The following is a 24,605-nucleotide window of genomic DNA, read 5'->3' as shown; positions in this document are numbered from 1 at the left end:
TGGCCCTATTGTAGGGGACCCGGCAACTGATTCACACTGATCGACCAAACCGAGAGCCTTGGTTCGACGGGATCCGATCTCCTAAGTCGAGCTGGCCTGCGTTCACGAAGCCGAGCGATCGTCGGGCACTTGAGACGCGATCGCGCGACTCAAGACGGAGGCTTCGCGGCGAAGCGTCGCCAGTTGCCCCTGGCTGCGGGCTCCTGCAAGACTGGTCCGCCCCGTGCTCCGAAGGCTGCCCGAAGCGCCTCGCCTCGCGATCCGGGTCGACGTTGCCGCAAGCCTCGCCTCGTAGGGGGACTCAACGAGTTGAGTGGCCGAGGTCTCACGCCCCTGATCCTCGAGCAAATCCGCCACTTTCCGGACCTGCGAGGAGAGAACCCAGATCGATCCGGCAATGATCAGCATTCCCGACCAAAGAATAATGGCAAGGCTGGTAAGATTGATGTTGAAATTCAGCATGGATGCCTTTCCACGAGAGAGCGTCGCACCATCGCGGCGACCTGGCGAAGCGAGCGGGGCAAGGCCCCGGGGCCGACGCGGCGTTGGATCCCCCGACCAGGGAACCGGGTCGGCTCGAGCGGGCGAGTTGATAGAGAGCTCAGGCGAGCCAACAAAAGCAGGCGGGAAGGGGGAGAACAATCCCACAAAACATAATGATCGTGCGAGAATGGTAGCACTCCCCCGGTCCCCGTGCAACCTCATTCGGCCGACCGGGAGGGACAGGGCGACTCTAGGGCTTGGTCAGACGAGACGGGGTGGTTCGTTCGTTTCAAAAGGACCCGATCACGCCCCTCTCATCGACATCCTGCTTCGAGGAGGGTACGTTCTTAACTGTCAGTCATGACCTGTCATCGGCGATGACCCGCTTCGCTCCCCTTTTTTTCCGCCTCGAGACCCTGCATCATGAACCCGGCCGATCCGACGGCCCGCCCCGCTCTGCCGCTATCCCAGTTCCGGCGTGTGGTCGAGATTTGCGACCGGTTCGAAGTGCTTCTACGCGCGGGGGAAACGCCACGGCTCGAGGATTTTCTCGGCGAGACCGGGAGCGAGGAACGAGCCGCACTCCACGCCGAACTCTCCGCGCTTCTGAAGCACTATCGCCACAAGGCCGCTGAAAACCAGATGCCGCACAAGGATCTGACCATCAGTTCCAAGACGCTCGCCCCCCCTTCATCGGGATTCCAGATCCCGCAAGGGGACGACGACCTCGAGATTCTTGAAGAGATTGGCCGAGGGGGGATGGGGGTCGTGTTCCGAGCCCGGCAGGTCAAGCTCGACCGGATCGTCGCGCTCAAGATGATTCTCGCGGAATCACACACCAACCCCAAGTCATTGGCTCGGTTTCGGACCGAGGCCCAGGCCGTGGCCCGGCTTTCGCATCCGAACTTCGTGCAGATCTACGAAATCGGCGAGCGTGACGGATTTCCCTATTTCTCGATGGAGTTCGTCGAGGGGGGGAGCCTCGCTCGGAAGTTGAACGGGGGGCCCCTGCCCATCCGGCAGGCCGCCCAGATCATTGAGACCTTGGCACGCGCCACCCACGTGGCCCACGAGCGCGGGATCGTCCATCGCGATATCAAGCCGGCCAATATCTTGCTGACTCATGGCGGCGAGCCCAAGATCACCGACTTCGGTCTGGCCAAGATCGTCACCGGGGTCAGCTCGGTGAATCCATCGCGGACCGAAACCCTCGTCGGCACTCCGGCCTACATGGCTCCGGAACAGGCACGAGGCGATGGCCACGAGCTCGGCCCGCTCGCCGACGTCTATGCCCTGGGCGCCACGCTCTACGAGATGCTCACCGGATTGCCCCCGTTCCTGGCCGCCACCGCGTTGGAGACCTTACTCCTGGCCCTGAACCAGGACCCGGTCCCCCCGGGACGGCTGCGGACCAAGCTGCCTCGCGACATCGAGACGATTTGCCTGAAGTGCCTGGAGAAAGAACCGACGCGGCGTTACCCGAGCGCCGAGGCGTTAGCCAACGACTTGCACGCGTTCCTGGGGGGTGCGCCGATCGCCGCCCAGCCCGCAGGTCGACTCGAGCGAGCCATGCGATGGAGCCGACGCCAACCGGTGCGGGCCATGCTCGTCGGGTCAGGGACCGTGGCCACCCTCGGGCTCCTGGTCGGTTTCTGGGCTTCGAACGCCCTGGTCGTCAGCGCCGTGGCCGTGCTCGGCCTCCTGGCGGGCGCATCCTGGTACCATGCCCGGCTCCAGTCGGCCTTGAGACAACTGGCCCAGCAGCAGCTCTCCGCCGAACGGCATGCGGAGCGACTTCATCTGCTGGGCGAAATGACGCGGCGGTTGATGACGATCACCGACGTCGACAAGCTGCTGTTCCTGCTCGGCGAAACCGCCTGCCGGGTGGCCAATGCCGAGCTCGCCACGATCTACATGATCGATCGCGAGCGCGGCGAGCTCTGGTCGAAACTCACGATTGACTCGACCGTCGGCGAGATCCGCGTCCCCCTTGGCGTCGGGATCGCCGGGACCGTCGCGGTCACCGGGGAAACGATCCACATCCCCGACGCCTATGCCGACCCTCGATTCAACCCCGAGATCGATAAACGCAGCGGCTATCGTACGAGGAACCTCTTGACCTTCCCGATGACCGGCCAGAACGGCCGAATCCTCGGCGTCTTCCAGGTCCTCAACAAGCGGGGCGGCGACTTTGAAGTCGTTGACGAAGAGGTCCTCGCCTCCTTGGCCGCCTCCGCCGCAGTCGCCGTCGAACACACACGCCGCCAGCCCGTGCCCAAAGGCCCATTTACCGAAACCATCGACGATTCGGATGTCGAGACCGTCACTCTCACCTCGCCCCCAAGCGAGGGCGAGCCACACCTCCCTTGAGCCACTTCCAAGCACGGCCGGGCCCGTTGGTTTCGAGGTTGGTCACCTTGATGAATCCGGACCGTACCCGATTCGTTCACGATCGTTACAATTCTGCTGGGCAACGAGCGGAGAGTGGGAGATATTGCAGCATGACCACAGAGGATAAGGGGTCGGTCTCAATCTGGGTCGGCAGCCTCAAGGCGGGCGATCAGGCCGCTGCGCAGAAGCTCTGGGATCGCTACTTCGACAAGTTGGTCCATGTGGCCCGCGCCAAGCTTCGCGCGACGCGCCGGCCCGGCATCGTTGAAGATGAGGAAGATGCCGCTCTGAGCGCCTTCGACAGCCTCTGTGCGGGGGCCGCCCTCGGCCGGTTCCCGCAACTCGCCGATCGTGACGACCTCTGGAAACTCCTCGTCGTGATCACCGCCCGCAAGGCCGTCGACCAGATGCAGCGCGAGGGCCGCCAAAAGCGAGGCGGTGGCCGAGTCGTCGGAGAGTCGGCCCTCGCCGGCCCCCTCGCCGACGAAGGGCTCGGCGGACTCGACCAGATGGTCGGTTCCGAACCGAGCCCGGAGTTCGCCGCCATGGTTGCCGACGAGCATCGCCGGCTCCTCAACCTCCTGGGAGACGAGACCCTCCGCCGGATCGCAATCTGGAAGATGGAAGGGTATACCAACGAAGAAATTCGCCAAAAACTCGGATGCGCCCTGCGAACCGTGGCCAACAAGCTCGAGCTGATCCGCCGCACCTGGCTCAACGAGTGACGCCTCACCGCGCCGTGTATCGAGGTAGGACGGCCGTGCCCAGCGCGGCCCGCTTGGCGTAGAGAAAAACAAGGTGGTGATCGAGGTGACTGACCGCCTTGGCGACAAGTTCGGCCAGTGTCTTCCGACCGTCCTCAGTATGCCGGCCGCTCCGAGCGAAATCGGCCTCGGTGCAGTTGTGAAGGACCCGCGTCATCCAGCGTCGGTTCGCCGCGAAGAGAGCGACAGCCTCCTCGACCGGCATCGCCTGAGAGTCGAGTCGTTCGATCCAGGCATTTTCGTCGAAGGCTTGGAGCACGGGATCGTTCTCGGCGATCACCCGTTTCATTCGGTCGGCAATCACAAGGTCGGCGTCGAGTAAATGGGCAACAAGCTCGGAGAGGCTCCAAAGTCCCGGCCCAACGCGTGTCGCTTCATGTTCTGAGGGCAGCCCCGAGGTGGCGTACTGAAGTAAGGGGCCCCCTTCGGCATAGCGATCGATCACGGACGTAGGGTCGCTCAAAGTCCATTCTCCTCGTCGGTCGAAGTCTCGGATTTCCGTTTGCGCCAAATTGCAAGCTGGGTGTGGTTATACTCAAGGAACCAGATCTCTTCCTCAACGCCAAGCTCGGTGGCGAAGCGGTGGGCCACAAGGTGGTTGATCACCTCGAGCGAAACCGCGAGGAAGTCGGTCTTGGGGTCGGCCGCTCCCCCTGGATTATGGAAGATGAAGCGAATCACAAGGACTCGCTCGTCGACCGGTCCCTCCTGGGCGGAGAGATATCGGCCATCCATCTCGTAGATCGAATAGCCTCGGGAAGCGAGGCGGAGCGTCTTGATCCAGGAGTCTTCGTCAAACGTCGGATCGCGCTGGCGGTTATGGGCAATCGTCTGCTTGACAAAGGGAATGGCACGAATGGCGTCTTCGTTAAAGAGGTCCTCGAGGACCTCCTGGACCTTACCGAAGTAGCCGAGCTTCTTGGGCAAGATCACTTCGTACATTCGCGCCGGCTTCGGACCTTCCAGCGAATATTCAGCCATGGGCGTGATCATCCGAGGTGTACCCCCGTCGATCGACTCGCGGGAAAGTCGTCACTGATTCACACTCCCTTCAGCGTAACCTGCACACTGCCTCTTGTCGTCCCGAAACCAGAAGCGTAGAACCGTTGATTTACAGAAGCCTCCGAGATAGAATCGTACTTGACTATCTTCACTAAGAAACTGACCTTTCCCGACCATCCCCAAAAGAGCTGTGACGATCGGGCCGGTGTCGAGGAGATTGATCGCGATGGAGCCGAGCGGCGGAGCCAAGCCGAGTAAAGCTGAGGCGATCAAGGTCGCCAGCCAGTATTTGAAGACCTTTCTCGCCGAGGAAGTCCACGACGGGCAGACGCACTTCAGCGAAAATGCGGCGGTGGTCCTCAAATTCCACGGGTCGTACCAACAGGACGATCGCGACCATCGCACGCAGTTCAAGCGGGAGGGCAAGGAGAAGGGCTTCCAGTTCATGGTCCGGACCCGGGTCGTGGGGGGGAAGATCACGGCCCAGCAGTACCTGGCGGTTGACAAGCTCGCCATGACGGTGGGCAACAACACGATCCGGATCACGACGCGGCAGGAGTTCCAGCTTCACGGCGTGGCAAAGCAGGATCTCACCTCGACGATTCGGGCGGTCAACGAGTCGCTCCTCTCGACATTGGCGACCTGCGGCGACGTCGAGCGTAACGTCCTCTGCTGCCCCGCGCCGATCCACGACTCGGTTCACGAGGCGATGCAGGCCGACGCCGATCGCTGGGCCTCCCATTGCGCTCCGCGCGCGTCGAGCTACTGGGACATCTGGTTCGACGGCGAGAAGATCGAGAATCCGCTCTTCCCCACCGCCGGGCCGATTCTCGTGCCGACGCCCGGCGACGATCCGACCGAGCCGATTTACGGCAAGGCCTTCCTCCCGCGCAAGTTCAAGACGGCGTTCGCCTTCCCGAACGACAATTGCACCGACGTCCAGGCGAACGACCTGGGATGCGTGGCGATCGTCGAAAACGGAACCCTGGTCGGCTACAACATCCTGGCCGGCGGCGGCATGGGCACCACGCCAAGCGCCCAGAAGACGTTCCCCTTCCTGGGGGTTCCGATCTGTTACGTCGACCGGGCCGACGTCATCAAAATCGGTGAGGCCATCATCAAGGTCTTCCGGGACTACGGGAACCGGTCCGACCGTAAACGGGCACGACTCAAGTACATCATTCACGACTGGGGCGTCCCTGCCTTCCGGGCCAAGGTCGAAGAGTATTTCGGCCAGCCGCTCGCCGACCCGAAAGACGCGCCGATCACCGACGTCGACGACCACCTCGGCTGGAACGAACAAGGCGACGGTAAGTTGTTCCTCGGACTCCCGGTCGAAAACGGCCGGATCAAGGACGAAGGCTCATTGCGTCTGGCCAGCGGCCTCCGCGCCTTGTTCTCGAAGTACCAGGTGGCCGGGCGGCTCACCTGCCAGCAGTCGCTCATGCTGATCGACCTCGATCCGGCCTGGCGGGCTGATATCGAGGCGACCTTGCAAGAGTACGGGATCGCCACGGTCGAGCAGATTTCCACCGTCCGCCGCTGGTCGATGGCCTGCCCGGCGCTGCCGACCTGCGGGCTGGCCGTCACCGAGTCCGAACGCGCCTTGCCGACGATCATGGACCAGCTCGAGGTGGAACTCGCCAAGCTCGGTCTCGAGAACGATCGGTTCACGGTCCGGATGACGGGGTGCCCGAACGGTTGTGCCCGGCCTTACAACTCCGACATCGGCTTGGTGGGCCGCTCGGCGAGCAAGAACCCCGACGGCACCCCCGGACCCGGCACCTACACCATCTTCCTCGCCGGCCGGACCTTGGGCGATCGGCTCAACATCGAATTCAAGGACTACGTGCCGTTCGATCGGGTCGTTCCCGAGCTCGCCGTCGTGTTCGCCCGCTACAAGGCCGAGCGTCTCGCCGAAGAAACGTTTGGCGACTTCTGCCTGCGGATCGGTGTCGAGGAACTGGCCGGTGAGCCCAGTCCGGCCTGAGCTCGCTCCCGCGATCCCCCCGTTTTGGGCAGACTCGGGAGGATTCCCCCGAGTTCACTGCTAGTCAAGACGGCGGGGATCGAGTATCCTTACGACCGCGTGTCAAGACGCTGCGTTCGCTCGATGAGGACGAACCGCTGATTGCGATCGATTCCGATCGGCTTCGGCCTACGTTTGAGTGACCGGCGTCCTCGCAGCAATTGCAATGGTTCCGGCGAGGGGAACGAATTCGTTGCCACACGCTCGAGTCACCGGGCCTCACGAAGAATAAACTTCGTGAACCCCCTGACCCGAGATGGCCTTTCCCTTCATTCCGGATGGATATGCCCCCAGATCACGACTAGGGTGATGCCGGTCGTCGCAGGAGATCCGCGTGGCCAAAGAGGAACCGATTCGGACCGAGGGCCGCATTGTTGAGGCCCTGCCTAATACGCAGTTTATGGTGGAGTTGGAGAGCGGACACCGCATCCTGGCGCACATCGCCGGGAAAATGCGCAAAAATTTCATCCGAATCGTCCCGGGTGACCGGGTGACGATTGAAATCACACCGTACGACCTGACCAAGGGGCGGATCATCTACCGGGAACGCTGACATCGCGGCCCGCGTCGTTTGAACGCTCATGACTCACGGCAACGCGATCAACAGCCCACCCTCCCGCCCATCAATCAAGAGATATGGGCCGGGACCCCGGGCGGCTGGATCCGCGCGAAGTCCCTGCCCATTGGGATGATTTCCAAAAACGCGGGGCACCCGAACTCGCCTTAACGCGATCGGCGGGTGATTTCATGATCGTGAGGCATTCGCATTCCGCGTATGCCCATCGATCGATTTTCTCAGGAAATCCTCACTTCGTCACGCGTTCATTGCTCGGTCAGACGATCCCAGGCGTCACGAGTCGCGGGCCTGGCCTTCTCCCAGGACATACTGCTGGGCTTGGCCTGTCTCGTCTCCCAATCATGCTGCAGGTCGGACTCAACATCGTCGAAGCTCTTGTCTTCGTACTTCGAGCGTGATTCCCAGCCGTGCCGATAGGCCGGTTCATAATCGTCGTAAGTCCTCGACGGGTCGTAATACGGTCGGGCCGTGTGGTTCGCACGCCAATAGGCATCTTCGACCGTGGGGTCGATCGACTCGGCAATCCCCTTGCCGGCCAGTCCCCCCGCCACCCCGCCCACAACGGCACCCACGACCGATCCAATCGGCCCCGCCGCAGTACCGCTGACGGCGCCAGCCGCGATGCCCCCGAGGACCCCGGCCGTCGCGCCTCCCACCGCGGCGCCAAGGCCGACTCCAAACGGATGGGCTCCGGGTTCACCGCTGATCGGGTCGAGATTCGGGTCGGCCCCGGTAACCTTCTCATGCGTCTTATCAGAATGAGCCATCGTCGTTCTCCCCTAATCTTTGGCCGTGGTCGCGATCAAATCGTGGCGTTCGCCACGTATCCAAGGGGAAGACATTCAGCAAAAGGAATGCCACGATTCTTCGATAGCTTGAATTGATCGGGAGGTCGTGGGTAGCGATCGGGCGGCAAGAATTCAAAGGCCCCTGTAAAGTCCGGGCCCATTTCAGCGAGCCTGATGAGCGCCCAGAATTTCCATCGCGGCGTTTCGCCCGTTGATTGCGATCACACTACCGCCGGGATGCGTACAGGCACCACACAGGAAGAGGCCAGGCATCGGCGTGCGCGACTCGAGGCGATGACTCCACATATAAGGAGGCAAGCACTCCCCTTGAAAGATGTGGCCGCCGGTCAGCCCCACGGCCGCTTCGATGTCGGGAGGGCCGAGCACCTCCATCGCCAACACCGCTTCGGGCAGATTCTCGCAGTAGCGGGCGATCGACCCCAAGGCGAGCGCACCGACTTCGTCGCGGCGGGTCTCCCAGCTTCCTTCGGCAAAGGAATAGGGGACGTACTGCGCAAAGACGCTCATCGTCTGAACCCCTTCCGGAGCAACGCTCGCGTCGTGGGCGGTCTGAAAGTAGAGTTCGGTCCAGAGTCGCTCGGGGAGCCTCCCTTCACGGGCGGCCTGGTGGGCGAGCCGCCACTCCGTCTTGGACAAGGGGGTATTCACCTGGCCAAGGTGATGCGGCTGTCTCGTCCCTGGGCGGGCCCGAAAGCTTGGCAGCTCGCGCAAGGCGACATTCAGCTTGACCGTGCAACCGACGATCGGGATCGCCTCGACGCGGGCCTGCCAGGCAGGGTCGGCCTGATCGCCAAGCATCCGGAGCGTGGCCCGAGGGTCAGCGTTCGACACAACGCAAGGGGCATCGATCCGCTCACCCCCTTCGAGCTCGACCCCACGTCCGGGCACAATCCGGGCGACGGGTAGGCCCGCCGCAACCACGGCCCCGGCCTCGCGTGCGATGTCACAGAGCAGGAATGAGATCGTCCCCATCCCCCCTTTCACATAACCCCAGAGGCCGGCCCCCCCTCCCATTCGGCCCGAGACGTGGTGAAAGTGAATCGAGGCGGTCCCCGCGTCGTGCGGGCTGGCGTTAGTGCCGATCACCCCTTGCCCAAGCATCGCCGACTGGAGCCGTTCGTCGCTCAGGTAACGTTCGACGAATTCGACCATCGACCACTCGAAGAGCAGCTTCCGCGCCTCCTCATCACCGTCGAGCCGCGCCTCGATCTCATCAAGGCTGGGAGCGCGGCCGATCCAGAGGTCTCGCGCCCCTGAGGGCCGGATCGCATCGCGGAGCCGGCGCTTCACATCCCCCATAGCGTGCCAGCCGGCGAGGTCCCGAGGGGCGAGGCGGCGGATCTCTGCATCACAACACCCCTCGTCATCCCAGAGTTGGATGCTCTGGCCATCGTCGAACGGCACGAACATTCCCGCCGTGGCCGGGATCCACTCGAAACCATGCCCCGGGAGATCCAGCTCCTCGATCACGAGCGGGTGGAGCAAACCCGCCAGGTAGGCGCACGGCGAGATCCGGTAGCCGGGCCAGACCGCTTCAATCGTGCAGGCCCCCCCAACCCGTTTCCTCGCCTCGAGCACGAGCACACGCTTGCCGGCCCGCGCCAGGTAAGCCGCGCAAGTCAGGCCGTTATGCCCCGCACCCACGACAATCGCATCCCATGATCGTGCGGCGAGCTCCGCCACGGGGGCGGGGAGTCCGACGATTCCGAGCGTTGCGTCCGTCCTGATTCCCTCTCGAAACGCCATCACACAGGCCCTCTCGCTCTGAGAATCCGTCCCCGCAGAAATCCGTCAAGTATATTGGACCATGATGCCCGTAGCGCGTCCTTCGTTTTCCAATGTGAACTTTTGGACACCATTGTAGGGAACAGGCGAACATCCTATTATCTTGAACCCTAGGTGTCATCTGTTGAGTTCAAGGTCAGGCCTCTGCCGTGACGATACGACAAAGTGAAACTGATCGAGTCGCAACGCGAACCAGATCAACGTGTTCGCGGAAAGGGGCAGCGGCCCATGGCCGGCACAGACACCGCGGTGGTCAGGCTTTCGGATTTGGCTCATGGCCAGGAGGCGACCTGCTTCGCCGCCTTGATCAAGAAGGATCGGGGAGTCGACAAGCACGGCAACCCGTTCATGAAGTGCCACTTTCGCGATAAGCGATCGACGGCCGTAGCGCCTCTCTGGTCCGACAATGCGCTCAGAATCCAGGCGGAGGCCTGGGCAGACGGGATCGCCTATCGGTTGCGGGTTCGGGGCGACTGGAAGGTCAAGTACGGGCTCCAACTCGACATCATCGAGATCCGACCTGCGACCGACGACGACGCGGCCGACGGCTATGACTTCTACGACCTGGTCGAGAGCACCGACTACGACCCCGAGACCCTGCTGGCCTCGATCCACGACAAGATCGAGCGATGCATCGACGATCCCTATTTGAAGCGGCTCGTCGAGGAGATTCTGAGCGAGCACGGCGACCTCTTCAAGAAGATGCCCGCTGCGCAGAGTTTCCACCACAGCTATACCGCCGGGCTTCTCGAACACGTCTGGAGCATGACGCGAGTGGCCTCCTTCCTGGCCGACCACTACGGCAACTACTACGAGCAGCTCAACCCCCCTTTGAACAAAGGGCTGATCGTGGCTTCGACCATTCTCCACGACATCGGCAAGCTCCGGGAGCTCGAATACCACCCGGTCGAGACGAAGTACACGAAGGAAGGCTGCCTGATCGGCCACGTCCTGATGGGCCGGGACCTTGTCCGCGAGACCGCGCGGAAGATTGAAGGGTTCCCTGAGGAAACGTTGCTCCTCCTGGAGCATGCCATCCTCGCGCATCATGGCAAACGCGACTTCGGAGCGCCGATCGTTCCGCAAACGCTCGAGGCGCTCCTGGTTTCGTACGTGGACGATCTCGATGCGAAGATGAACATTGCGGCCCGGCAACGGCTCAACTCCACCAATGAAGGGGAGTTTACCGACAAGGTCTACGCCCTGGACAATCGCCGACTCTACAAGGGAATCCCACGCGAAGCGCCCGTGGACCACGACTTGAACGAGTTGGCCTGATTCGGCCAGGTGATCGACCTGCAATGTGCTTTCGCGGGTCGATCGGAGGGAGCGCAGGCCAGGGATCGGCCGCTCTCTGGGCATCGTCCTGAAACGGTTCGGGATTCGATCGACGGCCGCCGAGACCTTGGCGGGTCGTGCGGATCGTGCTTACAATGCGAATGGGTCCCGACGGGCGGACGTGTTCGGTCGTTGGGGAGAACGTCCACGCTTACCCCTTTAATGAGATGAGACAACCTTCATGATCGCCATTCGAAAAGCCTGGTGGGCGGCGTTACTTCTGACCGCCTTCGTCGGCTGCACTCAGGAAGAACCGGCCGGAGATAACCCACCGCCGCCCCCCCCGACCACCTCCGACTCCGGTACGCCCGCACCGACGCCGACGGTGGAACCGGCCGTGGAAAAACCGACGGAGTCGATGCCCCCGGCCGAGCTCCCCAAGGAGACCGAGGCGCCGAAGGTCGAGGCCCCGAAGGACGCAGGTGATTTGAAGCTCGACCCGCCGGCCTTGACTCCCCCTGCCGCCGCCGACCCGAAGGAAGAGCCAAAGAAGGACGAAGAAGCCAGTAAGACGACCCTGAGTGAGGACGAGATCGCCGAGCTCGCCTCGCTCTCGCCTGCGGACAAAGAGCTCGCGTTGAAGCAGATTGTCTGCCCGGTCAGCGGCGAGAACCTGGGTTCGATGGGCGCCCCCCTGAAGGTCAGCGCCGAGGGGACAAGCTTCCTGATCTGCTGCAAGGGGTGTAGCGAAGAAGTGAAGACGAATTCCAAGGAAGTCGTCGCCAAACTCAAGAAGTGAAATGACGCTTCAAGCGGGGTCTGGCGTCGCGCCAATGGCCCCGCTATAATTCACACCGCAAGCGAGAATGGGATAGCGAAATCGTTCCGGCCTTTTCTCAAGGACGGGGCGGTTTCTGACCGAAATGCAGGACCGGCGTTCTCTCCCGCTGAGGCGGTGAACGGCTCCAGCCTTGAGCCTCGGAAATCGGTCGACTTCCATTACGGAAGTGGCTCGTCCCCGAGTTCGAGTTGACAGCCGACCCGCAAGCCGAATTCCCAGCCGTCTGCCACCGAGTCCACGCGATCGACCACCGTTCCAAGGAGGGGACGGCCGAGTGCGTTGAATAAGGGAGGGCAGCGGACCCGAGGAGTCGGCTTTCCCCTCGGACTAGGTGCTCCCAGGCTCCGCGTCCCGTGCGCAGGCACGGCCCCCGATCCGTTTCCACGGCCCTCGAGGACTTGGCCCCGCGCCTTCCCTCTATAGCTTCGAGCGGCAACAACCAGCCGGCCGAGGTTTGGGTTCAGCGCATCACGCCCCTGTCATCATTTTCGTTGGAGCTTTCCCATGGATCATTCTTCCGCACGTGAGAGCGCTATCGCGGCCGTTACCGGCTGGCAGTCGAACGGCACACGCATCAACTTCAAAGAGACCCCCGTTCGCCAACTCTTCGGTACGAACGTCTTCTCCGAAGAGGTGATGCGAGCCCGCCTACCGGAACACGTCTTCAAAGCGATCAAGAACACGATCAAGAAGGGCGCTCCGCTCGACTCCGGCATCGCCGACGTCGTGGCGACCGTGATGAAGGAGTGGGCCATCGAGAAGGGGGCGACCCACTACACCCACTGGTTCCAGCCGATGACCGGCCTGACGGCCGAGAAGCACGACTCGTTCCTCTCCCCGACGGATAACGGCAGCGCGATCGCCGAGTTCAGCGGCAGCGAGCTGGTCCGGGGCGAGCCCGACGCGTCCAGCTTCCCCTCCGGCGGCATCCGCGCCACGTTCGAGGCCCGCGGCTACACCGCCTGGGACGCGACCAGCCCCGCCTTCATCCTCGAGAACCCCAACGGCACCACCCTCTGCATCCCGACCGCGTTCTGCTCGTGGACCGGCGAGGCGCTCGACAAGAAGACCCCCCTGCTCCGCTCGATGGAAGCCCTGTCGAAGCAGGCGCTCCGCATCCTCAAGCTGTTCGGCAGCAACGCCTCCCGGGTCCACACCACCTGCGGACCCGAGCAGGAATACTTCCTCATCGATCAGAACTTCTACTACGCCCGGCCCGACCTGATGAACGCCGGCCGCTCCCTCTTCGGTGCCAAGCCCCCCAAGGGGCAGGAGATGGAAGACCACTACTTCGGCGCCATTCCCGAGCGAGTCCTGGCCTGCATGCTCGAAGGGGAGCTGGAGCTCTACAAGCTGGGCGTGCCGGTCAAGACGCGGCACAACGAAGTCGCCCCGGCGCAGTATGAAATCGCCCCCTTGTTCGAGAACGCCAACGTCGCCACCGACCACAACATGCTGGTCATGGAGACCCTGAAGCGCGTGGCCGGCCGCTACGGCCTGCAAATGCTGCTCCACGAGAAGCCGTTCGCCGGCGTCAACGGCTCGGGCAAGCACCTGAACTGGTCGATGGCCGACGACGAGGGGAACAACCTGCTCAAGCCGGGCGACACCCCGCACGAGAACGCCCAGTTCCTCCTCTTCCTGGCCGCCGTCATCCGGGCCGTCGCCCGCCACGGCGATCTCCTCCGGGTCTCCATCGCCACCGCGTCCAACGACCACCGCCTGGGAGCCAACGAAGCACCCCCTGCGATCATCTCGATCTTCCTCGGCGACCAGCTCCAGGACATCGTCGAGCAGATCGAAAAGGGGGGAGCCAAGAGCACCAAGGCGGGCGGGACCATGACCGTCGGCGTGACCACCTTGCCGACCCTGCCCCGCGACGCCGGCGACCGCAACCGGACCAGCCCGTTCGCATTCACCGGCAATAAGTTCGAGTTCCGCGCCGTCGGCTCGAGCCAGTCGATCGGCGGGCCGAACGTCGTGCTCAACACGATCGCCGCCGAGAGCATCGACGAGATCGCGACCCACCTGGAAAAGGCCGTCGCCGCCGGTAAGGACCTCAACACCGAGATCCAGGCCCTCCTGCCCAAGTTGATCGCCGAGAGCAAGCACGTCATCTTCAACGGTGACGGCTACACCGAAGCCTGGCACAAAGAGGCCGAATCCCGCGGCTTGCCCAACCGCAAGACCACCGTGGATAGCCTCCCTGACCTGATCACCCCCAAGTCGATCGCCCTCTTCGGCAAGTACGGCGTCTTCTCGGAGCGTGAGATTCACTCGCGGTACGAGATCTTGCTCGAGAACTACAAGAAGACGATCAACATCGAGTCGCAGATCACGATTCAGATGGCGAATCGGCAGATCCTTCCCGCCGCCCTGCGGTATCAGAGCGAGCTCGCCCAGTCGATCGGCAACCTGAAAGCTGCGGGTGCCTCGGCTCCCAAGGCCCAGACCGACCTGCTCAACGATGTCTCAGCGACGATCGAAGACCTGCTGACGAAGACCCATACCCTGTCCAAAGCGGTCGAAGCCCACGTGAGCGGCGATAGCCTGGCCCATGCCAAGTACTCCCTCGACGTGATCATCCCCGCGATGAACGCCGTCCGCGCCGCCGGCGATAAGCTTGAGGGACTCGTCCCCGACGACCTCTGGCCGCTGCCGACCTATCAGGAAATGCTGTTCATCAAGTAAGCACACACGATCGTGCATCTAATAGAGTGCGGGACATGGGCGTATCAAACACCCATGTCCCGCATTTTTTTGCGCATCAACTTGTGACGTCGTTGCTCTTCGTCGTCGGTCGAGTCACGACCCTTTGGTACGGAAGACGAGCAGGTACGGCACCGCGGAGCGCCCCTCAGCATCTTTGAAATTGCCGAACTTCGGAGAGTTGAGCCAGATCGCGTACGTTTTGTTCGGTACGAGCTTCACCGGCAACACGCAAGTCCGCTCATCTTTTGTATAGCTGGGCTCTCCCGCGAGTTCAGGGAACGTCTTTTTCGAGTGCTGAGCCCATGACCAGCTTTTATTCATCATCTCCTTGCTGAATGTCACCTGGATCTCTTTCAAACGGGGATCAACATCAGTCGTGCCCGTGGAAGGCACTGTCTTGACCACGACCGCGGGGAATCCCTCGAAGGCATCCTCCTGTGCGTCGTCCTTCGACGATTCAAGGTTCAAGGCCAGCACGGTGGTGCCGGCGACCGCCGGCTTCGGAATCGGCTCTTTCCGAGGGATTGGCGTCACTTGTCGATGGCTCGCGGGCGGACGAGAGTCCACCTCCTGGCTCGCATACGTCGCTATGCCGATCAGAGTGCCCGCCAGTAGCGAAGTAAGGATTGCGACCTTCGTCATAACCATGGTCCTCATTACTCCATCAACTAAGATCTCGACGCTGACCGGGACCACCCCGGCCAGCGACCGACCTGCCACGAGTCGCGTCGCGGCCTGAACCGTCGTGGTAGACAAGAGCTCGGGCCAGCCCGATGCCGGAACAAGCACCGAAGTGAGTATCGGGGCCCCCGGGGCGAGTCCCCGGCGCTCCAAACGTGACCGAAGCAAGTCACGGCCGCGGGCGAGGCGGCTTCGGACCGTACCGACCGGGCAGGACAAGCGCCGGGCGATCTCTTCGTGGGTGAGACCCTCGAAATAGCACAAAAGGATGGCCGAGCGATATCGCGCAGGCAGCCGCTGTAGTTCCTCATCAATCCGCAGACGCATCTCGACATCCGGGTCGGCGCCTCGGGTGGCAGGCTCGGGCAGCTCCATATTGGTCCGCTCACGCCTTCGCCTGCGATTCGCAACGGTGCGCGCCCGCTTGGCAACGCGGATGCTAACCCCGTAGAGCCAAGGGCCAAGTGAGTCGTCAACCCGAACCGAGGCCGCCCGGCGGACCAAGACAAGGAAAGTGGCCTGAAAGGCGTCTCCCGCGTCGGCAGGATCACTCAGGACACGACGGCAGACCCCCAAGACCATCGATCCATGCCGGTCGATCAAGCCTGCGAACGCCACCTCGTCACGCCTTTCAGCGAACCGCTCCAGCAACTGACGATCAGTCAGGCCGGAGACCACCCCACCGCCAAAAAGGCTTTGGAACTCGCGCAGGGACGCATTCGACCACTTGTCTTCCATCGCGCCGGCCCTCGTGTCGATGCTCGTCTCTCAAGCACTATGCACGCAACTCGGCAAAACAATCCCGAAGTTTCCGCGAATTCCACATTTTTTTGGTCTGGCCGATCTGAAGATCGGAAGTGAAGGGTCCCCTCCCCGCTCCGGAAGGTTCAGGCACAACAATCTCGCCAACGTCCGGACAATCTCATCAGAACTCCCACCGTTTATTTTTGTTCCAAGACAATTCAGATAAAATATTCCAAACATCTTAAATGCACAGCGTAAACAAAAGCAGCGGACGGCACGGATCGGACTTGTTAAAATCGCCACCAGCACTCTGCTGACATTGTCCAGGGGCGCCCAAGATGCAACGTCTGTTCGCTGGGCCCCCCTTCGATCGGCTTCCCACCTGCGAGCGCTGCGGGCGGCTGGAATCCGAGTGTGAGTGCCCCCTCCGACCATCACGCCGGTCCGGATCGCTCCGGAGAAGCAGACCGCTCAGGTCCGCCTGGATTGGCCAATGAGGCGGACAAACGCGGGATCGTCGAATCGATCTCACCCCGCCAGGTGGGGCGATTTTTAACAATCAGCCGAACTCCAACCGCATCGCAGCCGTTACTGGCTCAATGCCAAGCCTGATGACCCCGAGGCCTTCGCCCGGCATGTCGAGGCGGTCTGTGCCTGCTACCTGGCGGCCCCCCAACGGTGGAACGCCGAAGCGATCCATACCGTCAGCGTCGATGAGATGACGGGTATCCAGGCGTTAGAGCGGATCGCCCCGACCGATCGCATGAAGCCGGGTCAGGGCGAGCGGCGTGAGTTCGAGTTCACGCGGCACGGGACGCAATGCCTGATCGGCAACTTCGAGGTGACGACGGGGCAGATGATTGCCCCGACCGTCCAGCCGACGCGAACGGAGGAGGACTTCGCGACCTACATCGCTGGGACGGGGGCGACCGATCCGGAGGCGGGGTGGATCTTCGTAGCGGATAACCTGACAACGCACTGCTCAGAGTCATTGGTGCGGTACGTGGCCGCCGAGTGCGCGATCGCAACCGACCTGGGCAAGAAAGGGAAATACGGCGTGTTGAAGTCGGTGGCGACCCGGAAGGCCCTCCTGATGGACGAGTGCCACCGGATTCGCTTTGCGTTCATGCCAAAGCATACGTCGTGGCTGAATCAGATCGAGATCTGGTTCAGTATCTTGGTCCGACGGGTGATCAAGCGTAAAAATTTCACGTCGGCAGAAGATCTTCGAGAAAAGATCCTGGCATTCATCGACTACTTTAACCGTACACTGGCGAAGCCATTCAAATGGACGTCTACGGGCCGGCCCTTGAGCGTGTGAAGACTGAGAAATGGGGCCGGAACGGTAAGTTCATTGCCTCCGCGGCAGACGGATTCAGCCGGGATGTACTAATAGTCGCCTACAACGCCACAATAGGACGGGTTCAATCCGACGATGAATAGGGAAGAGTTCGGAACTTTGCTGACTGGTTTTTCTCCAATCCTTCGTTCGCCTTTTTGAGGTCCTGCAAATAGTGCTTCCTTACATTTTTATTCCATTCATATTTAACTTCATATCCCAATTGGCTATTCTTATTATTAAGAATTCTCTGTTCAAGGACATCCAGTTTGTCCCGTAACACCTTAATTTCTTTTTCAAGTTCGACATTCTCGGTTTTCAGCTTTTGAAGCATTGCCTCGGGATCAATCACAGGCTCTTCCGCTTTCACGACAACCGCACCACCCAGCAGGAAAACTGACAAGACAACGAGACTTTTCATCGCCAACTCCACTTGAAATTTCTCGATATCCAGGGAACCATCTCGGACCCTATGCCGATATCGAGAAACTGTCAATGCGAATCGTCAGGCCAGAACCGGCCCCAGTATCAGACAGCGATCTATGCAGGGGATAACGCAATCGGCCTTAGTTTGACTTTTGCCGTTTTGACGACCTTGTCGTGCCAGCGCGCACCCTGATCCGAGGAGACCCCTTGCGACGGCGTCTCGGACCGGGCTTTTGAGCGTAACAAGCGGCTTGGCGGGGGGTCAGGCCGCGGGGGCGAGGCCGTTGAGCAGGAGTTGCCGGAATCCGGGCGTGAGCTTTTGGAACACCACGCGATCACCAGGGATCGCCAAAACCCATTCCAGCCACAACCAGCGGCGGACCGCCGTGATCGCATCCGAGAACGTGACATCACGTTTGCCCGGCCAGTCCACGCCGCCGACCCGCGACCCGCGTCTCGGCAATCGAGAGTAAAGCCAGGTCACCAGGGTATACAGCCCGAACAGGCAGGGGCCCACGCGCAGGACCGTGTCTCGACTCCAGCCGCGCGTCGTCTCCATGCGGAGGTAAGAGCGGATTTCCTCGAAGGTGGTCTCGATGTTCCACTGCGCGGTGTAGGTCTCGATCAGCGACGTGACGCTCATCGCGGCGTCGGTCGTGAAGAAATATCCATCCCGGTGCGTGCCGTCCCGGTCGTGGACGAAGACCCAGCGCACGTTCACCAGGGGACGTCCTCCCTTGTACCAGAGTCCGGTCCCCGTCACGGTCTCGACACGGCGTCGGCCGCCGCCGTACCAGGCGACTTCCAGGGCCTGTCGTTGCTGGCTCCCCTTGACGACTTCCGCCGGGCCGGGCAACTTCGCTCCCTTGACCCGAGGACGTCCCAGGCCCGCGTATTGCGGCGGTGGTTCGACCAGGTTGGCATCGGGGTAAAACAAGCTGACGAGGGTCAGCCGCTTCGGGGTCCGTGCGGCCAATTCCGCCAACTCGTGGGTCGCATAGCCGCCGTCGGCGGTGACGACCAGGGTCCGATCAGGGAACCATCGCATCAAAACACGAACCAATTGGCCGAGCAATTGGGGCGGTGTTTTGTGCCGTCGCCCGCTCTTCGCGTTATCCTCCTTGGTTCGATACAGCGCGATCAACAGCGGCAAGGCCCAGCGTCGCGTGGCCCAGGGGACGGGGACGAGCAGGGCCAAGACGACCCACTTATGCCCCCAGCGGAACGCGGTGTAGGTGTGAGTCGAGCGGACCGGGTCGCGATGGCGTCCCTTGCCGTAGACATGAGGGCCGGGATGCTCGGTGACCGTGTCGTCACCGGCCAGGAGGATCGGCCCGTGCGGCACGAAACTGGCGAGGACCGTGGCGATGTAGCGGCGCGCCAGGGCGGCGAGCGACCATCGGTCGCGCGAGAAGACGCGGTGATAGCTGCTGGGGTGCCCGGGCGCCAGGGTTCCCAGGACACGGAGCAGGTTGTTGATCGTGCGTCCGCCCAGAGTCAGGATCGCGGCCAGGGCCAGGAGGATGAACCGGCGATGGGCCGCCCGCGAAAAGACGGGTTCGAGGGGGTCAAGGACGGTGCGGACCTGTTTGGGGAGTTGCTCGTGAATTCGTTCGAGCCTTCGCCGTGCGGCTCGCGCCTTGCGAGCCTGTTGCTGCCGGTTGGTCCGCAACCGCAACCGGAGTTGCTTCACGGAGAGTCGCGTGCGAGTCCGATCGGTTAAACTGGTCATGGCGGCCTCCTTGTGTGCGAGGAAGGGCTCTGTGCATACCCCTCATTGCACCAGGGAGGCTCGCCACATTTGTATCCCAAAACGGCAAAAGTCAAGCTTAGTGGCTATCATCTAGCTGGCGGTCAACGGCCCATCATACGGTGGCCCGCTCCCCTCGTTCGTCCGCTGGAAACGGGTCAGCAGGTTCATCGATATCTCTTGTACCAAGTTGACGGGTGTTGGCGAGGTTCGCCGAGTACCGACAGCACAAGCGACCCGGCTCTGCGATGTGGCTTCAGGGACATCCTCGATCACTTCCTCCGGTTCTCCAATACACCAAGATCATGGCGGTATTGGAGACGGCGCGGTTCTGAACCGCTACATACCTGCCAGGGGTTCCGCGAGTTATGGGAGTGGGCCTCCCTCCCAGGGACGAACCACGGCGTTCTCAGGGCGAGCAACTCAGGTTAGGGACTCTCATCCCAGAGGCTCCCGAGCAGCCAGCCATGACTTCGGGATCGACTCCAGGCCGTTTGCCAAGATGACGATGCCGCCGACGATTGCACAGTTCGTGTCGTTATCTCCACCCGCAGAGACGGTCGTCCAGAGGGCCTCGGCAAAACCGGCGATGTGTCGGGCCGCACACCAGAGGGCAAACGGGACGGTATCCGGCGACGTGATCCTGTTCCCGTTACCGACGTTCACACCCAGGTCTCTAAGCTGCCAACACTCGCCCCCCGGACACCTGCCGTTCACCTCATTACACGCTTCGCCACGGTCCATAACGCAGCGGTCGTTGTTAGCAACAACCACCCCGAGAGATTGGCGACGACCTGCCCTAACATCGCGTAGCCGACCGAATCCAGGAACGTCGTCGCAACCGCCGCCAGAATAACTCCGACGCAGAAAACCATCAAAGAGTTCCGACCACAGAGAACCAGCGGCTTTAGCCAGCGAGACTCCCAGAGGGGCGTTGATGGCCTCATCAAGACCCGAGCGACGATCAAGAGGGCGCCGAAATGCAGGACCCGGAGGGCTTCGAGGTTGGCCTTGCCGGTCAAGGGTATGAAGTCCTTGCTCAGGAAAAGTCTCGCGAGGAAGGCACCCTCCAGGACAAGCACCGAGGCGACGACGGCCGACCGCCCGCGCGGGAGGCGGGCCCGCAGGTCCCGGGAGACACTGAGCAGGACGCCTGATAGGAAAACCATCTGCCAGGCAAACGGGTTGAAATACCAGGCGCCACCCCAAAGGCCGGGCGGGGCCATAGAGTCGGGGAAGAGTTGGGCACTAACATAGAACGCGAACGAGGCGAGTGCAAGCAATCCCGGCCTCCGCGTCGCCAGCCACACGGCGGCGGGCAGGAGCAAGCTAAACCAAAAGTAGAGGGTCAGGACGGCCGCTTCGCTGGCGAGTTCGCGGAGGAGGACGACATCGAGCAGCCAGGCACCCAGGCTGTCGGGAACGGCCTCGCGGTGTGCGCCACGGACTAACAAGTTTGGGAACCAAGCCCCCAGCCAAGCGGATGTCAGATCGAGCACGATGAGGGTGAGTACCATCGCGAGGTAAATCTGCCCCATCCGGATGAAGGCCCGCCGGAACCCGCCCCAAGTCCCCTCGCGCCGAATCCGCCCGCGGGAGGCGACACCACCCACATAGCCGGAGAGGAAGACGAACACTTCCGCCATGTCGGAGAAGCCAAGGCTGACCGGCGTGAACTGCTTGACGATATTCCCAGAGATATGATCACTAAAAATAATCCAGAGCGCTGCACCGCGTCCAACATCGAACCGTGGGTCACGTCGCGGCCGGGCCTCCTGGTGACCCGGGCCGTCCATGTCCTCGGTAGGCATACCCCCTTGAGGCCCCCAAGGGTGACACTCCCCCGGCGGGGCAAAGGCATCGCGGGCGGACCACACCGGTTTAAGTCGGGCCGCCCGAAGGGCGCCCACGGCCGAAGATAAAGTACAGAGCCAACACCAGGAAAATGACCCCGTTGAAGACAAGCAGTGTGGTGACCCTCGACCTGCCGTCGGATGGCATCAGGCCGCGCTCCGGCAGGTCGTCCTTCCATTCTTTCAAGCCCGTGGCGGTCAGCACCAGGTCCTTGCTCCCCTCACGCGTCCGGTCAGAGATCACGGTGCCCTCAGGTAGGCCCATACCGGGGAAGTCGAAGACGGCGGGGTCGATCGGCTGATTGATCTGCTCGACCTTTATGTCGGTCACGTCCTCGGTGACGAGATCCTTGCTCTCCCACCTGCGGTAGACGGCCTTGCTCGGAAACCACCCGTAGCCGTCGACCGTGTCATAGGTGGATTCGACTCGCTCACGAATGTGAAATTGGCTTACGTCGATGCACGCCACAGATAGTTTGGCGTCGTAGAACCACAGAGACGCGGTGACGCCCTCCGGGAGCGTGAAGGAGACCCGGTGGGCCCGCTCGCCGGCGAAGTCCTCGATGCTCAGCACCGCGTCCTTGGCGAAGGAGGCCTTCCCAACCCACTGGTGTAACGAAGCGTGGATAAGGTTGAGGAAGGAGGAGGGGCTCATCCCGACCAGGCGCGGGTCGGGGACCGTGTAGGTCCGCGCGTGGGTGCCGTTGAGCGGGAGGATTTCGGTCGCCAACCGGCCCCCGCCGGGGAACTGCTGGTCGGAATAATGCCGCAGCACACCGCTGTGGACGGAGATCGTCTCGCGGAAGGTCTCGCCCGCCCGCGGAGAGTCCTGTGGGTAGACCCTGGCGAAGTCACCGCGAATCGAATCCCCATCGACCCAGATCCGCACCGACCGATTGACCTGGGACTCCAAGACCCCTTGACTCAGACTCTTGTGGGTCCACTGAACCGTGAAGATGCCGGACTTGATGCGGGTCCGATGCTCTAAAACCCTCTGCTCGATCGCGCGGATCTCGCCGTGGTGCGATGCGTCGTCGACACCCGGCGCGGCGACCGCACCGCAGGCAATCAGGAGGCTCGTCAGGACCCTCATAGCGCCGCCCTCTCCCGAAAAAGACGCCTGTCGAGGGCGCTCCGCCCTCGACAAGCCGCATCCCGCACGAACTCGCCTGAGCCCGGCGGCACATTGCCCCCGTGACACGCGCCCGCCGGGCCGTCGTCGACACAACGCCAGCAGACACGCGAGGGCCGACGTGAGTTCAGCAACCATCCGACGTCATGGTCGCGGCGTTGTGCTCGTCTTTGGTGTTGTCGTCCTGCACACAACCCGTCAGGACGACCCATTTGCACTTCCACTTGGTGTAGCAGAGCGCCTGCATGGTCCCAGTCCGGCAGTTCTTCTGCCCCTTATTCTTACCGCAGGCGAAGTTCCCTTCCGCGATGACTTCCTTATTGTCACTGCTACAGTTGGCTGCGGTCCCGTTGCAACCCGACGACGTAACGCCGGGACAGAGGGAATTGACCGGACCGTTGTCGGGGCACGGTGCCCCGAGAGCGACCGTTAGCACGAGCAACGGACCCGCACAAACAACACACGCGACCAACAGCCGGCTCTTCGTGAGACGCATCATGGCGGTTCTCCATCGTTCGGAACCCGGGGAAGGACACCACCGCTGACAAACACATGCCGTCAGCACACCAAGCAACTGAATCTGATCTTGATGACTCTTATCCCGATTTCACTGGTCTGGCATCCGCCGCCACGCGAACGGGGACCTCAAACGTCGGCTGGTGTTCGCACGTCGTGTGGATAATCAACGCCGCGTCCTTACCCTCGACGGGGCCCCACTGACGTGACGACAAGGAAACGAGGACAACCTGCCGCCCTGAATCCGTCGGAGACGGTTCGAGCACGGCTTGGATGGCCGGGTGCGTCGATTCCAGGCGATTGATACGGACCAAGGGCCGCCCGGGGTTCGTGTGGAACTCGAGGCGCGTCCGCTCGTCGTCAGAGGAGAACACCAAATGACTCGGGGAGACGGTGTATTCCTCGACGACATGACACGTCAACGTCAACGGCGTCGTGACGACGAACGGCGAGTCGGGGCTGACCCGGTACTCCACAGACGCGCTGGTGGAGGTGGACCCACGTCTGCCATTCAGACGCCATTTCAGGGGGAACGAAACGGAGCCGAACGGCGAGACCTCAGCCCCTCGCATCTCGGAGGTGGTGCAGTCGCAGCCGGTAAGAACCTGATTGACGTAGATCGGAGACGGCGTCGTGTTCTTAAGGTACGCCCGGAACTCCAGGGTCCTGGAACCCTCGACCGTCCCGCAATCATGCGTGACCGGGCTCAGGATGAGGGGGGCGGGGCTGGGGCGCTGCCGCAACGCGAGGTGAAAGCTTGCCGTAGAGATGAGCCCCGCGAGGAGAGTAAGGACTATTCTCCGGATTCCCATCAACTCACCCTATTATCAAGGTATTGGCTTATCACAAGCCGCCGGGTGGTCCCGCCAGGTTGGAGTGTGATTTTTCGGAGAAGCCCGCCGAGCGCCGCGAACGAGAGGGTCCTGTCTTCGGACGATGAGTCTGCGTCGACCAGGTTCGCCACGGAGTCTTTGCCGACAGCCACCGCACGTGCATTTTTACATCATAGGTCGAATTGACGTGCCACATCCTAGACGTCGCTCTGCCGCTGCGTCAAGAGCCCAGAGTGAAATGGGAGAAAAAAAGCAACCGTTCACGGCCTTGCGCGATTGTCTAAGGCATGGTAGTATCATTTTCATGACAATGCCTCCACCACTCTCTGACGAATTTTTCGCCACGCTTCCGATAGCGGCTCAGGTCTACCTGCGCCAGTTCAAGGCATTTGCCACACAACTCTCGGCCCGCATCGGGGTCTTGACGGAACAGGTGGCTCAACTCGAAGCCAAGCTCAAGCAGAATTCGTCCAACTCCTCCCGTCCTCCATCCTCCGATGGGCCCCGGCACAAGCGAGGCGTTCCTCGACCGCCCAGACCGCTGCCCCGCGACGGCCAGACCGGGCACTCCAAACATGAACGTGTGATTCTGCCCCCCTCTCCCCCGGCCCACCATCGATCACAAGCCGTCACACTGCGGACGCTGTAGCGCCACACTGA

At 62.2% G+C, this 24,605-nt stretch carries 22 protein-coding genes; 9 read left to right on the top strand and 13 right to left on the bottom strand.

Features of this window, described 5'->3' with window-relative positions:
- Positions 1 to 102: 102 nt before the first annotated feature.
- Positions 103 to 462, bottom strand: coding sequence for a hypothetical protein (locus SINAC_RS24085; RefSeq protein ID WP_015248170.1), 360 nt, complete (start codon positions 460 to 462; stop codon positions 103 to 105).
- A 444-nt stretch (positions 463 to 906) separates the two neighbouring features.
- On the opposite strand from SINAC_RS24085, the gene SINAC_RS24080 reads away from it, so the two are divergent.
- Together SINAC_RS24080 and SINAC_RS24075 are read left to right on the top strand one after the other, a co-directional pair.
- Complete coding sequence (locus SINAC_RS24080) at positions 907 to 2,853, top strand: protein kinase domain-containing protein (RefSeq protein ID WP_015248169.1); 1,947 nt, start codon at positions 907 to 909, stop codon at positions 2,851 to 2,853.
- Between the two features lie 131 nt (positions 2,854 to 2,984).
- On the top strand, positions 2,985 to 3,599 hold the full coding sequence (locus SINAC_RS24075) for an ECF-type sigma factor (RefSeq protein WP_015248168.1): 615 nt from the start codon (positions 2,985 to 2,987) through the stop codon (positions 3,597 to 3,599).
- Between the two features lie 4 nt (positions 3,600 to 3,603).
- Here the strand turns inward: SINAC_RS24075 and SINAC_RS24070 are convergent, their stop codons facing one another.
- Both SINAC_RS24070 and SINAC_RS24065 read right to left on the bottom strand, forming a co-directional pair.
- Positions 3,604 to 4,101, bottom strand: a complete 498-nt coding sequence (locus SINAC_RS24070) for a DinB family protein (protein WP_015248167.1) — start codon at positions 4,099 to 4,101, stop codon at positions 3,604 to 3,606.
- Complete coding sequence (locus SINAC_RS24065; RefSeq protein WP_015248166.1) at positions 4,098 to 4,619, bottom strand: hypothetical protein; 522 nt, start codon at positions 4,617 to 4,619, stop codon at positions 4,098 to 4,100. Before SINAC_RS24065 ends, SINAC_RS24070 begins: the two co-directional genes overlap by 4 nt.
- Before the next feature lie 247 nt (positions 4,620 to 4,866).
- Between SINAC_RS24065 and SINAC_RS24060 the strand changes: the two genes are divergently transcribed.
- On the top strand, positions 4,867 to 6,630 hold the full coding sequence (locus SINAC_RS24060) for an NADPH-dependent assimilatory sulfite reductase hemoprotein subunit (protein ID WP_015248165.1): 1,764 nt from the start codon (positions 4,867 to 4,869) through the stop codon (positions 6,628 to 6,630).
- A gap of 373 nt (positions 6,631 to 7,003) precedes the next feature.
- On the top strand, positions 7,004 to 7,222 hold the full coding sequence (gene infA, locus SINAC_RS24055; RefSeq protein WP_015248164.1) for a translation initiation factor IF-1: 219 nt from the start codon (positions 7,004 to 7,006) through the stop codon (positions 7,220 to 7,222).
- Between the two features lie 269 nt (positions 7,223 to 7,491).
- Here infA and SINAC_RS24050 read toward each other — a convergent pair whose 3' ends face one another.
- Together SINAC_RS24050 and SINAC_RS24045 are read right to left on the bottom strand one after the other, a co-directional pair.
- Complete coding sequence (locus SINAC_RS24050; RefSeq protein ID WP_015248163.1) at positions 7,492 to 8,013, bottom strand: hypothetical protein; 522 nt, start codon at positions 8,011 to 8,013, stop codon at positions 7,492 to 7,494.
- A 183-nt stretch (positions 8,014 to 8,196) separates the two neighbouring features.
- Positions 8,197 to 9,801, bottom strand: a complete 1,605-nt coding sequence (locus SINAC_RS24045) for a phytoene desaturase family protein (RefSeq protein WP_015248162.1) — start codon at positions 9,799 to 9,801, stop codon at positions 8,197 to 8,199.
- A 267-nt stretch (positions 9,802 to 10,068) separates the two neighbouring features.
- Between SINAC_RS24045 and SINAC_RS24040 the strand changes: the two genes are divergently transcribed.
- The 3 genes from SINAC_RS24040 to SINAC_RS24030 all read left to right on the top strand — a co-directional run bounded on the left by SINAC_RS24040 (position 10,069) and on the right by SINAC_RS24030 (position 14,650).
- Positions 10,069 to 11,118, top strand: a complete 1,050-nt coding sequence (locus SINAC_RS24040) for a 3'-5' exoribonuclease YhaM family protein (RefSeq protein WP_015248161.1) — start codon at positions 10,069 to 10,071, stop codon at positions 11,116 to 11,118.
- A gap of 241 nt (positions 11,119 to 11,359) precedes the next feature.
- Positions 11,360 to 11,917, top strand: a complete 558-nt coding sequence (locus SINAC_RS24035; RefSeq protein ID WP_015248160.1) for a hypothetical protein — start codon at positions 11,360 to 11,362, stop codon at positions 11,915 to 11,917.
- Positions 11,918 to 12,463: 546 nt separating this feature from the next.
- The gene (locus SINAC_RS24030) at positions 12,464 to 14,650 is read left to right on the top strand and encodes a glutamine synthetase III family protein (RefSeq protein ID WP_015248159.1); all 2,187 of its coding nucleotides are present in this window, start codon (positions 12,464 to 12,466) and stop codon (positions 14,648 to 14,650) included.
- 114 nt (positions 14,651 to 14,764) lie between these two features.
- Here SINAC_RS24030 and SINAC_RS24025 read toward each other — a convergent pair whose 3' ends face one another.
- Positions 14,765 to 16,090, bottom strand: a complete 1,326-nt coding sequence (locus SINAC_RS24025; protein ID WP_015248158.1) for an RNA polymerase sigma factor — start codon at positions 16,088 to 16,090, stop codon at positions 14,765 to 14,767.
- 667 nt (positions 16,091 to 16,757) lie between these two features.
- Between SINAC_RS24025 and SINAC_RS24020 the strand changes: the two genes are divergently transcribed.
- Positions 16,758 to 17,417, top strand: coding sequence for a transposase (locus tag SINAC_RS24020; RefSeq protein WP_081578346.1), 660 nt, complete (start codon positions 16,758 to 16,760; stop codon positions 17,415 to 17,417).
- 103 nt (positions 17,418 to 17,520) lie between these two features.
- On the opposite strand, the gene SINAC_RS24015 is transcribed toward SINAC_RS24020, so the two are convergent.
- The 7 genes from SINAC_RS24015 to SINAC_RS23985 form a co-directional block, all read right to left on the bottom strand.
- Complete coding sequence (locus SINAC_RS24015; RefSeq protein WP_015248156.1) at positions 17,521 to 17,856, bottom strand: hypothetical protein; 336 nt, start codon at positions 17,854 to 17,856, stop codon at positions 17,521 to 17,523.
- A 267-nt stretch (positions 17,857 to 18,123) separates the two neighbouring features.
- Entirely contained in the window at positions 18,124 to 19,593 is a 1,470-nt protein-coding gene (locus tag SINAC_RS24010; protein ID WP_015248155.1) for an IS701 family transposase, read from the bottom strand.
- Between the two features lie 456 nt (positions 19,594 to 20,049).
- Complete coding sequence (locus SINAC_RS24005; protein WP_020466702.1) at positions 20,050 to 20,277, bottom strand: ADP-ribosylglycohydrolase family protein; 228 nt, start codon at positions 20,275 to 20,277, stop codon at positions 20,050 to 20,052.
- Positions 20,278 to 20,324: 47 nt separating this feature from the next.
- Positions 20,325 to 21,422 (bottom strand): OpgC family protein, encoded by a 1,098-nt coding sequence (locus SINAC_RS24000; protein WP_015248154.1) that lies wholly within the window; start codon positions 21,420 to 21,422, stop codon positions 20,325 to 20,327.
- 70 nt (positions 21,423 to 21,492) lie between these two features.
- Positions 21,493 to 22,557 (bottom strand): hypothetical protein, encoded by a 1,065-nt coding sequence (locus SINAC_RS23995; protein ID WP_015248153.1) that lies wholly within the window; start codon positions 22,555 to 22,557, stop codon positions 21,493 to 21,495.
- 166 nt (positions 22,558 to 22,723) lie between these two features.
- Complete coding sequence (locus tag SINAC_RS23990) at positions 22,724 to 23,095, bottom strand: hypothetical protein (protein WP_015248152.1); 372 nt, start codon at positions 23,093 to 23,095, stop codon at positions 22,724 to 22,726.
- A gap of 97 nt (positions 23,096 to 23,192) precedes the next feature.
- Complete coding sequence (locus SINAC_RS23985; protein WP_015248151.1) at positions 23,193 to 23,924, bottom strand: DUF1573 domain-containing protein; 732 nt, start codon at positions 23,922 to 23,924, stop codon at positions 23,193 to 23,195.
- A gap of 124 nt (positions 23,925 to 24,048) precedes the next feature.
- Between SINAC_RS23985 and SINAC_RS41675 the strand changes: the two genes are divergently transcribed.
- Positions 24,049 to 24,594 (top strand): DUF6444 domain-containing protein, encoded by a 546-nt coding sequence (locus tag SINAC_RS41675; protein WP_315850087.1) that lies wholly within the window; start codon positions 24,049 to 24,051, stop codon positions 24,592 to 24,594.
- Positions 24,595 to 24,605 lie beyond the last annotated feature (11 nt).

The organism is Singulisphaera acidiphila DSM 18658, from assembly GCF_000242455.2.
GTDB classification, from domain to species: Bacteria; Planctomycetota; Planctomycetia; order Isosphaerales; family Isosphaeraceae; genus Singulisphaera; species Singulisphaera acidiphila.
Note: the sequence above shows the minus strand (reverse complement) of the source record. Positions and strands in the feature narration are given on the sequence as shown.